The 15059-nt window shown below is 69.0% G+C and carries 11 protein-coding genes and 2 pseudogenes; 5 read left to right on the top strand and 8 right to left on the bottom strand.

Features of this window, described 5'->3' with window-relative positions:
• Positions 1-156: 156 nt before the first annotated feature.
• Both ABZS97_RS28835 and ABZS97_RS28830 read left to right on the top strand, forming a co-directional pair.
• A complete protein-coding gene (locus ABZS97_RS28835) occupies positions 157-648 on the top strand; it encodes an amino acid transporter (RefSeq protein WP_356142133.1) in 492 nt (163 codons plus the stop codon).
• Positions 649-1253: 605 nt separating this feature from the next.
• Positions 1254-3146 (top strand): SMI1/KNR4 family protein, encoded by a 1893-nt coding sequence (locus ABZS97_RS28830; RefSeq protein WP_356142127.1) that lies wholly within the window; start codon positions 1254-1256, stop codon positions 3144-3146.
• A 250-nt stretch (positions 3147-3396) separates the two neighbouring features.
• Here the strand turns inward: ABZS97_RS28830 and ABZS97_RS28825 are convergent, their stop codons facing one another.
• Entirely contained in the window at positions 3397-3726 is a 330-nt protein-coding gene (locus ABZS97_RS28825) for a hypothetical protein (RefSeq protein ID WP_356142124.1), read from the bottom strand.
• 531 nt (positions 3727-4257) lie between these two features.
• Positions 4258-4731 carry a GNAT family N-acetyltransferase gene (locus tag ABZS97_RS28820; RefSeq protein ID WP_356142121.1) on the bottom strand — a complete coding sequence of 158 codons (474 nt, stop codon included), beginning with the start codon at positions 4729-4731 and terminating at the stop codon, positions 4258-4260.
• Between the two features lie 297 nt (positions 4732-5028).
• Between ABZS97_RS28820 and ABZS97_RS28815 the strand changes: the two genes are divergently transcribed.
• The gene (locus ABZS97_RS28815) at positions 5029-5304 is read left to right on the top strand and encodes a hypothetical protein (protein WP_356142119.1); all 276 of its coding nucleotides are present in this window, start codon (positions 5029-5031) and stop codon (positions 5302-5304) included.
• An 8-nt stretch (positions 5305-5312) separates the two neighbouring features.
• Here ABZS97_RS28815 and ABZS97_RS28810 read toward each other — a convergent pair.
• Positions 5313-5808: pseudogene (locus ABZS97_RS28810) on the bottom strand (transposase); the annotation flags it as partial.
• Positions 5809-5989: 181 nt separating this feature from the next.
• On the opposite strand from ABZS97_RS28810, the gene ABZS97_RS28805 reads away from it, so the two are divergent.
• On the top strand, positions 5990-6403 hold the full coding sequence (locus ABZS97_RS28805; protein WP_356142117.1) for a hypothetical protein: 414 nt from the start codon (positions 5990-5992) through the stop codon (positions 6401-6403).
• Positions 6404-6413: 10 nt separating this feature from the next.
• Entirely contained in the window at positions 6414-6551 is a 138-nt protein-coding gene (locus ABZS97_RS28800; RefSeq protein WP_356142115.1) for a hypothetical protein, read from the top strand.
• Here ABZS97_RS28800 and ABZS97_RS28795 read toward each other — a convergent pair.
• The 5 genes and pseudogenes from ABZS97_RS28795 to ABZS97_RS28775 form a co-directional block, all read right to left on the bottom strand.
• A pseudogene (locus ABZS97_RS28795) lies at positions 6548-7410 on the bottom strand (transposase); the annotation flags it as partial. The gene ABZS97_RS28800 and the pseudogene ABZS97_RS28795 overlap by 4 nt on opposite strands.
• Before the next feature lie 165 nt (positions 7411-7575).
• Positions 7576-9708 carry an alpha-galactosidase gene (locus ABZS97_RS28790; RefSeq protein ID WP_356142113.1) on the bottom strand — a complete coding sequence of 711 codons (2133 nt, stop codon included), beginning with the start codon at positions 9706-9708 and terminating at the stop codon, positions 7576-7578.
• Between the two features lie 103 nt (positions 9709-9811).
• Complete coding sequence (locus tag ABZS97_RS28785) at positions 9812-12424, bottom strand: CBM35 domain-containing protein (protein ID WP_356142111.1); 2613 nt, start codon at positions 12422-12424, stop codon at positions 9812-9814.
• Positions 12425-12552: 128 nt separating this feature from the next.
• The gene (locus tag ABZS97_RS28780) at positions 12553-13632 is read right to left on the bottom strand and encodes a LacI family DNA-binding transcriptional regulator (RefSeq protein WP_356142109.1); all 1080 of its coding nucleotides are present in this window, start codon (positions 13630-13632) and stop codon (positions 12553-12555) included.
• Between the two features lie 52 nt (positions 13633-13684).
• Positions 13685-15034, bottom strand: a complete 1350-nt coding sequence (locus ABZS97_RS28775) for a sugar ABC transporter substrate-binding protein (protein ID WP_356142107.1) — start codon at positions 15032-15034, stop codon at positions 13685-13687.
• Between the last annotated feature and the right edge of the window lie 25 nt (positions 15035-15059).

Genomic DNA, 15059 nt, shown 5'->3' with positions numbered 1-15059 from the left:
GCCCTCGTACTGGACGTACTTGGGGCTTCGGCCGGTGCGGCGAGGGTGCGTGCCGGGCGCCGTGGGTGCTGTGCGGGACTTTCAAAACACCCCCTGGCCGCAGCCGGAGGAATTCGTTCGCTGTCCAAGGTGATCGCTTCTAACCTGCGTCACGTGATGACGGCTGAAGACGTGTTGTCTGTCCTGGCTTCGCTGCGACGGGTAGAGGTAGATGTCTGGCTCGGCGGAGGATGGGGAATTGACGCACTGATCGGCGAACAGACCCGACGTCACCGCGACTTGGACTTCATGCATCGGCAAGAACAGGAGGCCGCCGTGGGTGCAGCTCTCGCCGAGGCGGGCTTCGAGGAGAGCCTGAGTTGGAGGCCCATCCGGTTCGTGGTCACGACTCCGGACGGCCGAGAGATCGACCTTCATCCCCTCGTCTTCGCCGACGACGGCTCGGCGGTGCAGGCGTCACTCGAACCGGAGCGTCCCTTTGTCTATCCCTCCTCATGCTTCGTGACCGGCACCATCAAGGGATCGCCTGTCCCGTGTCTGTCCGCCGAGCAGCAGGTCTACTTCCATCAGGGATACGAACCCACGGACCGCGATCGGCACGACATGACTCAACTCCGGCGAGTCTTCGGGATCGCCACCCACTTCTGAGGAGCAACGCCAAGCCGCCGCGCCATTTCGGCGGGCAGGTGGCTGTAGTCTCGCCGGCGCGGGGAGGCGAACAGGCCGGTGAGAACGATGATTTCGGGGTGGGCGGCTACTGCGATCCGGGCTTCTGAGGGACGGTGGGGATCACCGAACGGGTCCTCGCCCAGTACATCGAGCCGACAGTTCCACCGCGACTGAAGCCAGCCGGGCCGGACTCGTTGGCGAACCACCAGCCGTCGGGGCCATCGCTGTAGGCCAGCGCGGAGGAGTGCTTCCAAAGGTGGTCGCCACAGTCCGTTGTGTTCTCCCGGCGCCGAGATGGCCTCAACGAGGTCCTGGTCCACGTCGGCCTGCGGGTCAACGAGGACAGCGCCGGGTGGCAGGTGGACCCGATCGCGCGCTTCCTGATCCAAGGCGCTCAACCTACCTCACCTGCGCAAACGTGGGCGTCACCGCTGCTGGAGCGGCCCGCTGCCGCAGCAGTTCCGGCATTGCCGCGACGGCGTCCCCGGCTGCGAATCAAGGAGACGGTTGCAACCGCCACTTGGCCGCAGCTGTACGAGAGCAGGGCCGGCACCGTTGTCAGTGCCGGATGACACCATGCGGCCATGAGTAGCGAGTCTTTCAACTGGCCCGACTTCCTGGGACGTTGGCAGGAGGAGTGGGTTCCGCGCGCTGACGAGGGCAAGATCAGAGGGCAGATTGCTGTCTCCCTGGGCAGGTCCGGGGCGGGCGAGGAGGCGATCACCGCGGCCGAGGAGCGGCTGGGGCGGCGGCTGCCGCCCTCGTACCGGGAGTTCCTGGCCGTGAGCGACGGGTGGCACGTGGACCAGACGGCCGGGGTCTATCAGCTCGGCGGCGCCGCGGACATCGACTGGTTCCAGGACCCGTACGACATGACCCCGCTGTACGAGCAGAACCTGGGCGACAACCCGCGCGAGGAGGACGTCCTGCTGGCCGGAATGTGGCGACGGGCGCTACGGCTGGAGACGGACTCGGACATGTCGTACGCCCTGCTCGACCCGGGCGACAGCGACCAGGACGGCGAGTGGGCTCTCTACGTCTACAAGGGCTGGAGCGGTGAATTTCCTGACCGTTACCCGTCGTTTCGCGCGTATATGGAGGCCATGTACCGCGGCTTCCACGCCGACCGGGTGGAGAGACCCGACTTCGAGAACGCGACCACGCGCGCCCAGGACGCCCGGGTGGAGGAGGCCCGCCTGCTGGCCCTGCGCGGGCAGTACGAGGACGCCTTGCCCCTGCTGGAGGAGGCACGGTCCTTCGGACGCCCGCAGAGCGCCGTCCTACTGAATCAGCTCCGGCATCTGCAGGCCCCGCGCAGCTCCCATGGATACGCCAACCTGGTGGCCGACCCGCGCTACGCACCCGAGATTCTGCCCGTGGAGGCCATGGGGCCGGCACGCGGCGAATGGAGGCTGGGCGGGGACGACCACTGGCTCGGGATGATGACCGCCCGCGGGGCCACCCGGAAGACCGTCGAGGACGTACTGAGCGCGATGCGGGACGGCACCCATCGCTACGCGCCTCCCGGTCCATGGGGCCGGGCCGTCGCCGAGGCCCGGGAGTTGGCCCGCTGGGGGGAGACCGACGCGGCGTGGCGGGCGCTGCGGGACGCGCTCCCGCTGTGGGAGGCACCCGGGCCCTTGCTGATCGCCCCCATCGGCCTGCTCGCCGATCCGGTCCTCGGTCCGCTGATCACCCCCGAGCGTGGACGGGAGATCCTCGCCACCCCGCGGGCCGGAGAGACGGGGCCCGCTCCCGAGCCGGCGCCCGATCTCGACCCGCCGGGCCTCGCCTGGCTGACGGAGCCCGCGGCGAACCGGCAGCCGCACGACGGATACCGCTGTGTCTGGGTCGAGGGGGCCGACCCCGATCGCCTGCCCGCCTTGATCGGCGAGGAAGGCGCCGAACTGAGCGCGCCCACGGATCCGCGCATGGCGTCGTTGCGGGCACCCAAGCCCCACGAGCGGGAGGGCGTGGAACTCTGGGAGGACCGGGCCGTGGTTGCTGTCGGCCGCGCCTCCGAAGCGTGGGCCTTCGCCTTCGACGGTCACTCTGACCATCACTTGAACAGGCTGTTCCAGTCCCCCGCTTCGGCCGCCTCTCTGTCCGGCCGCGCGGTGGTGGTGTGGCGTGACCCGAGGCGTTCGTCTCCCGGTGACGACCCGGCCGCGTTCCACCTCTCGGTGGCCGAACGGGGCGAGGAGCTCTACGCGTTCACCGTGCGGGGTTCAAAGATCCAGCGTTTCGGCGCGATACCCGAGGCCCTGGATCCCGCACGGCTGTTCCGCCCGGAGGACTCCGAAACGGACTGCGAACTACGCGTGTTGGAGGCCCTGCACTCCGAACTCGGACTCTCCCTCCCCCGCTTCGCGCTGACCCAAGGCAGGCTCCCCACTTTCACCACCCGATCCTGGACCCGGGCGCCGCGCACGGGCGAGGGATTCGCTTACGCCTACTTCGTGCGGCATCGGCCCTGAGTTCGCGCAGGCCCGCACCCTCCGAGGGAGGCGGGCCCGCCGGCGTGTCCTCCCTTGTGGTGTCCGTCCGCAGGTCGGTTGCTGTATGAGTGGGAAATCCACCGAGCAGGTATGGGATCACCGCCGAGCACGGTGTGGCGGCTTTCAGGGTTCGGGCTTCGGGCTTCGGGCTTCGGGCTTCGGGCTTCGGGCTTCGGGCTTCGGGCAAGATTCTTGTGGAGTGGTGACAGCATGTGATCCTGATCTGATCTCACTCGCCGTAGAACTCGCCGTCGTCACCCTGTACCCGGGCCTTCAATGCGACTGCGACCTGGCGCATCTTGCCGATCAAGATGTCACTGGGGTTCTTGGCGCTGATCTCGCCGGAGTCCCAGTGCATTGCAGTGCCCATTCGATTCTCGGGCGGGTGCGTGATCATCTCGGCACTCCACTGCGGTGGTTCGTTCCAGCCCGGCGGCGGCGGAACCATCTCGAGGGCCGGATCCGCCTCCACCACGGCCGCCCATTCCGCTGTGGTGATCTCTGGTCCCTCTTCGTCCCACCAGTCGTCACGGCGGGTGATGTGAAGGTCGTAGCCCATGGGCTGGAACGGTAGACGATGCCGCTGACAAGCAGCGAACAGCTGCTTCCTTGACGCCGTCATGCGAGGAGGACCCGCTTGCGTAGCAGTGGGAGTCCGGCCCGGTTGAACATCTGCCGCTTCAGGGTCTTGAGCCTGTTGACGTGCCCCTCGACCCTGCCGGGTCTGTGGTCCAGAGTCAGGCCGGCCAGCACCGCGGCGAGGTCCTGGCGCAGGAACCCCGCGAGCTCTTGGTCGATGGCGGCGCGGTTCGTTCGGCCTGGCGGATCCAGTCCTCCAGCAGGAAGCCGCGGCGATGGCGTCGGACTGGTGCCGAAACCCGGCAGGCATCGCCAGCAGCTCGCGGTTGGTCAGCAGCTTGTCGGCCGGCGTGGACACCAGCATCTCGATCCGCGGGTCATCCGGATCCTAGGAGCCGGCTCGGCCTCGGGACCCGGCACCACCGAAGACGGTTCACCGTCCGGCCTTGATGGCGTGAACTTCAGCCAGACCATGAACAGGCCCGTTCGAGACGAGTGAATAGGGACAAGCTCAGACCGGGGCGACGCTGCGGGTGACCACCCAGCGATGTGGCGAGATCGGCCGGATGCGCGTGAACCCGTGGTTCTCGAAGACACTCATCGGGCCTGTGTGCAGGAAGGAGCCCGACACCGAACGGTCATCGGTCTCCTCGGGATAGCCCTCGACCGTGCCGCCGCCGCTGCGGGCGATCTCGGCCAGCGCCCCACCGAGCGCGGCATGGGCAACGCCGCGCTTGCGCAACCCCTTCCCAGTGAAGAAGCAGGTGATGCGCCAGTCCGGCAGCGTCACCAGCTCCTTCTCGTACTTCCGCTTGCTCTTGATCTCCGGCAGCTCGGCAGGGGAGCCGAATTGGCACCAACCCAGGCAGCCATCGCCACCGAAGACGAGCGCGGCGTGGGCGTGACCCTCGAGGACGCGTTGCTCCTTCTCCGCACGGTTCTGCCGGGGGGCGCGCCCCTTCTCGACTTTGACGTGGAAGGCCATGCACCAGCAGCCACCCCACACGCCGTTGTTCGCCTCGACCAGTCGAGCGAATGCGGGCCACGTGTCCTTGTCCAGCGACCTGACAGTGAGGGTGGCGGACGTATCGTCTGTCGACCTGTTGCTCAAGGACTCCTCCAAAAGCCGACTTGGTGCCCTGGCCGCCTCGGCGGTGGACTGGCTACCGACCGATGATTGCGCACGAGCACGTCATAAACAGGTTCTGAGCTTGTTCTTCATGGTCTGGGCCGCCTGAAAGCGTGCGACAAGGCAATCCGGCCCCTGAGTAGGGTTGTAGCCATGGCCAAGGGAATGGGGCGACGGCCCAAGGTGGATCTGGACAGCGGCGTCGAGGACGCGACGATGCTCATCCTGGAATGGCTCGGCGAGCAGGGTGTAGATGCCATGATCCGGGTCGACGCGGAGCGGATGCGTGACGGTCGGCCGGCGTGGACCTTCGCAGCCTCTGGTGGACCCCTGGATGGTGGGATGAGGGCTGATGGGGCCTCGGTCGCCGAGTGCATGGGCAGGGCGTTGCTTGGGTTGCGAGGAGCCGGGCTGGTCGTTCCCTTCTGAACCCGTGTTCAGCGTCTGAGCTGGTTGCGCTCGGTGGTGTTTTCGGGGCTTCTGGTGGTCTTGCCGACGTCGTAGCGGATGGCGGGGCGGCGGTTTTGCGAGCCGAGCGGCCTGCCGGGGCCGGGCCGGTTGGGTTTTGGCGCACGGGCCGGACACGGCAGGTTCGGGCGGAGGTTCCTGAACCCCCGGCGGACCCGGGCGAGGGTGAGCCGGCCCGGGTCCGCCGGCTTCTCCCACGGACGGCGAAGTTCGGCGACCAGGGGCCGGGCCAGGCGGCGTTGGGTCTGGGCGGCGACGATCAGCCAGGTCCCCCGGTCCGTCGCCTCGGGCCTGCGAACTTCGGGCGGGACCAGCCCAGCGTCTACTTGATCATCCGGCAGGTGCGCTCCAGATCGAACCTGCGCAAGAACACGCCTGCGAGCGCAGATCGACGTCCTCATTCGACAGGCCGGTCGCCGACGACCACAGCCAGACTGGAAGTGGATCGTGGCCGCCGGGCAGACGTGACGGCGGCCGTGGCAAAGTCCAGGTGTGCGGCCAGCTGAGTCCAGGCTGATGGCCACCGGAATTCCAGGTGGATGGCCGTCTGACCAGTGGTGTTCCTGATCACTTCCTTAACTGGAGGAGACCCCTCCGACCGTTTGCTGGTGTTTGCGAGCAACAGCGAACTGGCCGGAGAGGTCCTGTGACGAAGTCTGACACGGAGATTATGGAAATCCTTGAGGCGTACGACCTGACCGGGACGGTCTGGTCGGCGGCGGCCTTGGCGGGGCACGACCCGAAGACGGTCAAGAGGTATGTCGAGGCCCGCGCCGGCGGGCGAAATCCCTATGAGCGAGAGCCGCGGCCGAAGATGATCGACGCGTTCCTGGAGAAGGTCGAGGAGTGGGTCGAGCAGTCGAAGGCGACGATCCGCGCCGATGTGGTCCACGAGAAGCTCGTGAAGATGGGCTACCGGGGCAGCGCGCGTTCGACGAGGCGGTCGGTGAACGCGGCGAAGGCGGCGTGGAAGGCGGGCAAGCGGCGGACGTACCGGCCGTGGATTCCTTCTCTGAACTTGCCGGTTGGGGCCCCTCGGCCGCCTTCAAGTCCTCGATAGAGGCGGAGTGATGACTGGGAGCCGAGGCCGTTGGCCGAAGATCGATGAGGAACGCGGCGTCGAGGACGTGACACTCCTGATCCTGGAGTGGCTGGGCGAGCAGGGTGTGAACGCCATGATCAGAATGGACGCTCAGCTTGATCTTTAACCTCGCTGCTGCTTCAAGCGGACATGTTCGGTGAGGGTCTCGGCTCGTTTCACGGTCTTCCCGGGCTCATGACGTGGGGCTGGCCTGCGGTTTTGTGAGCCTGATGGACGTCCGGGGCCGGGCCTGGAGGGTTTGGGCACACCTGTGGGACGGGTGGTCTTCGCGCGGAGGTGGCGGAACTCCCGGCGGACCCGTGCGGGGGTGAGCCGGCGGGGCTCGGCAGGTCGTTCCCAGGGGCGGCGGAGGTCCTCGGCGAGGGGGCGGGCGAGGCGGAGTTGGGTGTGGGCGACGATGATGAGCCAGGTCCACAGGTCGGCGGTCGCGGGGTCGCGGGGTCGCGGACCTTGGGGACGGTCCAGCCGAGGGTTTGCTTGAACAGCCGGAAGGTGTGTTCAAGATCGAATCTGCGGAGGAACGCCTGCCAGCGCAGGTCGACGTCGGCGTTGGCCAAGCCGGTTCGCGAGGACCACAGCCAGACCGGCTTCGGATCGCGGTCGCCGGGCAGGTGCGTGACCTTCAGCCGGATCAACGTGCCGTGGATCAGCGGGAGTTCACCGCAGTGGTCGAGCCACGGGCCACGGGCGGTCAGGCGGGGGTGCATCCGGTCCCAGGCGAGGGCTTCGGCCTTGCCGTAACGGGTGGTGTCGCAGGCGGTGGCCTGGTCGGGAGTGTGCCAGGACTCTTGCTTGGAGAAGGTGAGGACGCCGCCGTGCTTGCGGGGCTGCCCGCCGCGAGGGGTGGAACGCCGGGGGCCGGCGTCGCGGAGCATAACCCGGTCCGAACGCAGCCGCCCGACCAGCTCGACGGGCAGGTCCGCCAGGACGTAGGCGAGGCGGGTGACGTCGTAGCCGGAGTCCATTCCAGGTCTTCCCCAACCCCGCCGCATCGGACCGGCTCGCCGCCGCGGTCTTGACGGCGTTGTTGACGAGCCCCCGCCCGCCGCGCGCCTTTTCTGCCCGGCCAGGCCACGCGCGCGTGCCGGGCATAGCTCGATCGCTGACACCGTCGAGGTGGCGCGCCGTCGTCAGGCCGACTCGCGGACGAGGTGGACGAGTGCGGAGGCATAGTCGTCCGCGGCGAGGTCCAGGGGCAGTCCGTGGCTGAGCAGGATGGCGCCATGGTGCACGATGTCAGTGGCCGTGTCGCGGTAGCGGGCGGCGGGGTCGAGTGCACGCAGGGGCAGGGCCGGGTCGTGGTCTCCGTAGTGCCGTGACCGTCGCAGGGCGATCACTGCGGCTTCCCGGCCGTCTGGGGCGAGGTACTGCAGCGCGCTGAGCTCCCCGCCCCCGGGGGGCCGCAGCCGGTGCTGCTCGCCGAGCTGGACGAGGTGACGTACGCGCTTGTACGCGGCGACGAGTTCGCTGGCGCGGGCCAGTTCGGTCTCGCTCCACCGGTTCAGGTCGCCGCCGATGCCCATGACACCGTTCATGGCGACGTGGAAGCGGAAGTCGAGGGGCACGCTGCGCCCGGTGTAGGGGTTGGGGCTGTCGGTGACCCAGGCGCCCATGACCCGGGCCGGGTAGAGCTGGGAGAAGCCGTGTTGGATCCCGATGCGGTCGAGCGCGTCGGTGTTGTCGGAGGTCCACACCTGGTCGGTGCGGGCGAGGATGCCGAGGTCGAGGCGGCCGCCGCCGCTGCTGCACGTTTCTATGCGCAGGTTCGGGTGGTCGGCGCGCAGCCGGTCGAGCAGGGCGTAGAGGTGGTGTACGTGGTCGATCCACAGCCGGTCGGGGTCGCCGTCGGCGTCGGGCCAACCGGCCTCCGTGAAGGGGCGGTTCATATCCCATTTGAGGAAGTCGACGGCGTTCTTCGACAGCAGCTCGTCGAGCCTGTCGTGCAGCCAGGCGGCCACATCGGGGCGGGCGAGGTTGAGGACCAGTTGGTTGCGGTGCTCGGTGCGGCGGCGGTGCGGGTGGTGGAGCACCCAGTCGGGGTGAGCGCGATACAGGTCGCTGTCGGGGTTGACCATCTCGGGCTCCACCCACAGGCCGAACTGCATGCCCAGGTCGTGCACCCGGTCGATCAGCGGGGTGAGGCCGTCGGGGAAGCGGCTCGGGTTGGGGGTCCAGTCGCCGAGACCGGCGGCGTCATGGGTGCGGGCGCCGAACCAGCCGTCGTCCATCACGAACAGCTCGACACCGAGCGCCGCGGCCTTCTCGGCCAGCGCGATCTGACCGGTGACGTCGATGTCGAACTCGGTCGCCTCCCAGGAGTTGTAGAGCACCGGCTGCAGCTCCTCCGGGTGCGGCAGCACATGGTCCAGGACGTGCCGGTGCCACAGACGGGACGCGGCTCCGAAGCCGCCTTCGGTGTACGCCCCCGCGCAGACCGGGGTGGCCAGCTCCCCGCCCGGCGGCAGCTCCCAGGTGACCGGGTCGTGGCCGAAGCCCGCGGACAGGGTGACCCGTTCGGTGGGCAGCCGCTGGGCGGTCAGCCGCCAGCTGCCGCTCCAGGCGAGGGCGCACGACCAGACGGCGCCGTGGACCTCGTCGGCTGCGCCGTCGTCGATCATGGCCCACGGGTTGCTCTGGTGTCCGGTGGTGCCGCGGCGGCTGGTGAGGACGGTCTCGCCGTAGGGCAGCGGGGTCCGGTTCAGTTGGGTCTCGGCGTTCCACTGCCCGCGCACCTGGCTCAGGCGGTACTCGCGCAGCCTTGGCAGTACCCAGGTGGCGGAGTCGGCGCGCACGACCGTGATGGCGCCGTCGGTCTCGCTGCCGGTGTGGTGCAGGACGAGGTGGCGTTCGATGACGTCGGTGCCGGTCCGCAGGCGGTAGTGGGTCTCGAGGGCGAGTGGGTAGTACCGGTCGGAGAACCGCAGCACCAGTTCCGTGCCGTCCTGGTGTTCGATCACCTCCTGACCGACTGGGTCCGGTTCGAGGTCGCGCACACCGTCGGGGAAGCGGACCTGGACGCCCGCGTGGGCGTAACGCATGGCTCCGGCCGTGTCGAGGTCGAGGGTGCCGTCCGCGGGGTCCTCGAACGACCGGCGGCCGGGCTCCGGGTAACGGAGCAGGGAGGCGGCCTGTTCGAGCGTAAGGCGGGGCCCCCAGTGCAGGCCGCGCAGTCGGTCGGCGTCGTCGAGGTGCAGCACGTAGCTGGAGCCGGGTCCGGACAGGACCCACAGCCGGTGCTCGGGGTCGTGGGCGATGTTCGGCATGGCGGCCTTTCGGGCGGAGGCGGTCGAGCGGCGGGAGTACGGCGGCACTCAGGGGTACGGGGCCGCCGCCGGGCTCGGCGGCGGCCCCTGGGGGGTGGAACGGTCAGCCGTTCACCGGGGCGACCTCGATGTAGTCGATGTCGGGTGCGTAGGCGGTGGAGTTGGAGATCTTCAGGGAGTTCGTTCCGGAGTTGAGGGTGGCGGTGGTCCCCAGTGCCCAGAAGTCGCTCCAGCTGTAGGTGTTGCGGAGGGTCAGCGTGGCCGGGGTGCCTCCGTTCACGGTCAGCTGCGCGGTGCGGGACTCGAGGTTGGTGTTGTAGTTGCCGGTGCCGGACCGGTCGTTGTTCGCGTAGTGGATCACGACGGCGTACCGGCCGGCGGCGGGGGCGCTGACGTTTGCGAAGGTCAGCGTGTTGCCGCTGCCGTTGCCGACATAGCCGACGTCCTTGCCGCCGGAGGCCCACACGTTCGACTGGACCTTGGCCGCGCCGGCGAGGATGCCGGTCTCGGCCTCGTACTTGGTGACGCCGGTGGTGTCACCGGAGCCGCCCACCTTGAGGTCCCGCAGGGTGACCGTGGCGCCCGTGTTCGGGCTGACCGCGATCCGGTTGATGCCGGCGATCAGGTACAGGCGGTTGCTCGCGGTGGCCGAGGCCCCGCTGGTGTTGGCCAGGGTGGCCACGGTGGCGCCGTTCAGGGAGAGGGCGGCGGTCCCGCCGGATGAGGCGTAGTCGGTCTTGACGGTGTAGTAGCCGTCGGTGGGCGCGTAGGCGTCGAAGGTGGTCTTGTCCCCGGAGCCCAGGACGACGGCGCCGGTGCCCGTCTCGCCGATGTCGCTGTACGAGTACGACGGGCTGCCGGTGGTGTCGGCGAACGTGGCCTCGTAGGCGGTCTCCGGGTTGCTCTGGGCGGCCGCCAGGTCGATCTTGTCCAGGGTGGCTTCACCGGCGCCGGTGCCCAGGGTGGCGTCGGACTTGGCCAGCGAGATCGTGTGGCTGCCCGCGCTCAGCGTCACCGGCACGGTGACCGTGGAGTGGTACTCGTTGTTCAGGGTGGACGGGTAGGTCACCCACTTCGGGCCGGCGCCGTCGATCCGCAGCGCCTGCTGCGCCGGGGTGCCGGACTGGTTGCCGTAGAAGACCCGCAGGTTGTACGTGCCGGACGACGGGACGTTCACCGAGAAGGCCACCTGGCTGGTCGCCTGGTTCAGGCCGGTGACGTCCTTGGTGCCCGAGGTGGCGTACTTCTGGGCCGCGCCGTTGCTGCCCTCGGTGCTGATCGCTCCGCTCGTGACGGCGGCGTTCTCGGCCTCGTACGAGGCGCTCCACGGCAGGGTGGGCGTGGCGGCGGTGCCGCCGCCGTTCGGGGTGACCGTGATGCGGTAGGCCGACATGGCGTTCAGGCCGGTCAGCGGGACGGTGACGGAGCCGCCGGAGGGGGTGAAGGCGGCGCGGGAGATGGTCTGCGGCGGCGCGGACGCGCCGTCGTAGCCGCTCCAGCCCAGGGCCTGGACGGTGACCTCGACCTTGCTGCCGAAGGTGGCGGAGGGAATGTTGTTGATCACCACGTTGGTGTCGGTGGCCGACCCGCCGAGGAGCACCTGGGCCTGCTTGCGGCTGGTGTCGAGGGAGGCCATGCCCTGGAGGGTGTCCTGGACGTCGACCTGCGGTGGCGTCGCCTTGACCGTCTGCCCGGTCATTCCGGCGTACGAGTGCCAGAACCACCACGCGCCGTTCGGGCTGTTGGTGAGGGCCGTGTTGCCGTCCATGTTGCCGGCCGCGTCCCAGTAGGGCTGCTGGCCGTAGACCTTGGTGTCCTCGAACATCGTGGCCCACTGGACCATCTGCCCGGGCACCGACAGGTCGCGCCGGTTGGCGTACTCGTCGATGTTGACGGTGATCGGGCTGATGCCGCGGGCGCTCTCCAGGGACCGGTAGGCAGAGTAGTTGCCGCGGAAGCCGGAGAGGGAGCCGGGGCTCAGCTCGTGCCAGGTGAACACGTCCGGCAGCTGGTTGTGGGCCTTCGCGTAGGTCAGGAAGTCGCCGAAGAACTTACTGCTGAAGCTGACGGTGTTCGGCCCGCCTATCTTCGCGCCGGGGAGATCGGTCCGGATCCGGTCGTAGACGGTGCTCCAGTCGGACTCGAACTTGGTCAGGGCGTTCTGGTAGGTGGTGGCGTCGCTGCTCTTGAGGCCGGTGTACCAGTTGCCGTCGGGTTCGTTGAAGGGGACGAAGACGACCTTGTCCGCGTACGACGTGGCCTTGATGGCGTTGACCGCGGCGTCGACCTTGGTGAGGTAGTCGGCGATGCCGAGGTTCTGGTAGGGCCAGGCGGAGTACTCGTCCTGGATGTTGGTGTACATCGTGCCGCCGCCGTTGCGGAAGAACGACGGGGCCACGGCCAGGATGTCGCCGTTGGGGTGCTGGGCGCCGTTCGGGGGCTTCTGCGATCCGGTGGTCAGCTTCAGGGGTGCCAGCAGATTGTCGCTGGGGACGCCGTCGTCGCTCTGCCCGTAGAGCGCGCCGTTCGAGCCGTGCAGGACGGTGCCGGTGGTGGTGCCGAGGTCGACGGTGAAGGACTGAGAGGCGGCCTGGGCGGTCTGCGGGAAGGCGAGCGCCGTGCCGACCAGGGCCGTGACGGCGAGGAGCGCTCTGGTGAGCTTCGCTCTGGTGTGCCTGGGCGGCACAGCGCCCGGCGTGCGGGTGTCGAGGGACATGGGGACCTGGCTTTCTCCTCCCGCGGCACTGCGGGAGGACGGATCGGGGAACGGGATGTTATCGCTCACATCCCCCGCAGATGGAGCGGTATGCAGTGGTATGAGTGACGATGGTCCGGCGGAAACGGTCAGGCGGGGCGGTGCGGCGCCGGGCCGGTGCTCTCGCGAACGATCAGGTCGGGTTCGGCCCACAGCGGTGGTGCCGGGGTGTTGTCCGGGTCGAGCAGCCGGTGCAGCATCCCGAAGGCGCCGCGCCCCAGCCCTTCGAAGTCCAGCCGTACCGTGGTCAGGGTGGGGTGGGTGTACGCGGCGTACGGCGCGTCGTCGAAGCCCATGACGCTGAGGTCGCCTGGCACGTCTCGGCCCGCCTCGCGGGCCGCCCGGAGCACACCGAGGGCGAGGTCGTCGTTGCCGCACAGTACTGCCGTGACCTGCGGATCGGCGACCACGCTACGGGCGGCCAGATACCCGGATCGCGGGCTCCAGCCGCCTTCCAGCGCCCCGGGGACGGAACGGCCGGCGCCGGTGAGCGCGTCCCGCCAGCCCTCGGCGCGCTGACCGACGCGGGTCGTGGTGGACGGGATCGTCATGTAGTGGACGGTCCGGTGGCCGAGGCCGAGCAGGTAGCGGGTGGCCTGGGCCGCCGCCGCCCGGTCGTCGAGCCAGGCTTCGGGTCTGCCGGTCCGCCCGTCCTCCCGCGGCCGCTCCACCACGGCGGCCGCGGGGAAGTCGGCGGGCAGCGCCTGCCAGGCCCCTTCGCCGGCTGCGTTGAAGGCGATCACCAGGACGGGTTCCCCGGGGCGGGCGAGCCGGCCGGCGATGTCGTCGGGCGTCAGCGGGGAGGCTTCGTCCAGGACACTGACCGATACGGCGAAGCCGGCTGTCCGGGCCGCCTCCTCTATGCCCCGCAGTGCAAGGGCGGCACCGTACAGGGTGGTGTCCGAGGTGAGCACCGTCACCGAGCGCACCACTCCCCCGGCCAGTGCCCGGGCGAGCCGGTTGGGCTTGTAGCCCAGCTCGTCGATGACCTCCAGCACCCGTTCCCGGGTGGCCTTGGCAACCCTCGGGCGGCGGTTGATCACGCGGGAGACGGTCTGGTGGGACACCCCGGCCGCCTTGGCGACGTCGAAGATGCTGACGGACCGCTGCCGGTCGGCGCCGTCCTGGGACGGCTCCTCGTCGCGGCGGGCCGGGGTGTGGTCCTGCATGTCCGTGGACTCCTGGTGGATCGTCGGTCGAGGCACGTGCTGTCGGCGGCGGCTACTTGATCGCCGCGTTGGACTCCTCGTTGACGGAATCGGCCGCCGCCTTGGGGGTCTGCTGGCCCAGCCACACCTGGTTGAAGGCGTCCTGCACCTTGACGTTGTACGTCGCCGAGGACGTGGTCAGCGGATAGCCGACGGTCGTGCCCTCGGCCTCCTTGGAGAAGGCGCTGACGTCCACACCCCGCTGCTGCCAGACGGCCACGTAGTCCTTGTTGAGCGTCGGTATGCCCGGCCAGACCGACCCCTCGGAGACGATGATCTTCTGGGACTCCTCCGACCCGAGCCACTTCACCAGTTCCCACGCCTCCTTGGGGTGCTTGCTGCCCGCGTACAGGGCGTTGCTGAGCCCGTTGTACACCGTGCCCTTGCCCGCCGGGCCACTGGGCAGCTCGGCGACGCCGAAGTTGCCCTTCATCGAGCTCTGGTAGGCGTTGAGGTCCCAGCTGCCGTCCCACACCACGGCCGCCTGCTTCCGTGCCATGACCTGCGGCAGGGACGCCCCACTGGGCGGGTTCGTGACGGAGGCCGGCACCGCCACGTGGTACTTCAGCCGCAGGTCCTGGACGAACTGGATGGCCTGCACGCACGACGGCTGGTTGATCGTCCACTTGCCCCACGCCTTGTCCTGGAGCTTGCAGCCGTTCTGCACCGCCGCGTCCCACCAGTCCGTCTGGCCGTTGGCCGACCCGAGCGCGAGCCCGTACTGCTTGACATGCTTGCTGTCGAAGCCCGGCTCGTTCGGGTGCTTGCCGTTGTCGTCGACGGTCAGCTTCTGCAGCGCCTTGACGAAACTGCCGCCGTCGGTGGTGTTCCAGGACAGGCCGCTGAGCTGATCCTGCGTCAGCCCCGCCTTTTCAAGCATGGCCTTGTTGTAGATCTGGGCGATGGTGTCCCAGTCCTTGGGCAGGCCGTACTGCTTGCCGTCCTGTTGCCAGCCCGTCAGCAGCTTGGAGTCGTAGACCGACGTGTTCAGCTTGTCGGCCTTGATGTACGGGGTGAGGTCGGTGAGGACGTTCTGCTGGGCGAACTGCGGGAAGTACGCCACGTGGTCCCAGAAGACATCGGGCGCGGTGCGGCCCGCCATCTGGGTCTGCAGCTTGCTCCAGTACTGCGCCCAGGCGTTGAGCTCGATCTTGACCTTGATGTTCGGGTGCTGCTTCTCGAACGCGGAGATCGACTTCTGCAGCGCCGGCTCCTGGACCGCGTCCCAGATGGCGTACCGCAGGGTGACGGTACCGCCGGACGAGGAGGTGTCCGAGCCGGACGAGCCGCAGGCGGTGGTGAGGCAGAGCAGGAGTGCGCCGGTGGCGGTGGCGGCCAGGACTCTTCTGGAGGAAGCGGACATGGTTGGGCGTCCCTTTCGGTGCGGG

It is taken from the genome of Streptomyces sp. NPDC005485, assembly GCF_040606085.1.
GTDB lineage: Bacteria > Actinomycetota > Actinomycetes > Streptomycetales > Streptomycetaceae > Streptomyces.
The sequence above is the reverse complement of the archived record's forward strand: the minus strand, read 5'-3'. Positions and strand labels throughout refer to the sequence as shown.

Excerpts from the sequence above, each read along its gene's own strand:
- ABZS97_RS28835 (WP_356142133.1), top strand. The coding sequence starts at position 157 with ATGACGGCTGAAGACGTGTTGTCTGTCCTGGCTTCGCTGCGACGGGTA.
- ABZS97_RS28830 (WP_356142127.1), top strand. The coding sequence starts at position 1,254 with ATGAGTAGCGAGTCTTTCAACTGGCCCGACTTCCTGGGACGTTGGCAG.
- ABZS97_RS28815 (WP_356142119.1), top strand. The coding sequence starts at position 5,029 with ATGGCCAAGGGAATGGGGCGACGGCCCAAGGTGGATCTGGACAGCGGC.
- ABZS97_RS28775 (WP_356142107.1), bottom strand. The coding sequence starts at position 15,034 with ATGTCCGCTTCCTCCAGAAGAGTCCTGGCCGCCACCGCCACCGGCGCA.
- ABZS97_RS28800 (WP_356142115.1), top strand. The coding sequence starts at position 6,414 with ATGACTGGGAGCCGAGGCCGTTGGCCGAAGATCGATGAGGAACGCGGC.
- ABZS97_RS28825 (WP_356142124.1), bottom strand. The coding sequence starts at position 3,726 with ATGGGCTACGACCTTCACATCACCCGCCGTGACGACTGGTGGGACGAA.
- ABZS97_RS28820 (WP_356142121.1), bottom strand. The coding sequence starts at position 4,731 with ATGGCCTTCCACGTCAAAGTCGAGAAGGGGCGCGCCCCCCGGCAGAAC.
- ABZS97_RS28780 (WP_356142109.1), bottom strand. The coding sequence starts at position 13,632 with ATGCAGGACCACACCCCGGCCCGCCGCGACGAGGAGCCGTCCCAGGAC.
- ABZS97_RS28790 (WP_356142113.1), bottom strand. The coding sequence starts at position 9,708 with ATGCCGAACATCGCCCACGACCCCGAGCACCGGCTGTGGGTCCTGTCC.
- ABZS97_RS28785 (WP_356142111.1), bottom strand. The coding sequence starts at position 12,424 with ATGTCCCTCGACACCCGCACGCCGGGCGCTGTGCCGCCCAGGCACACC.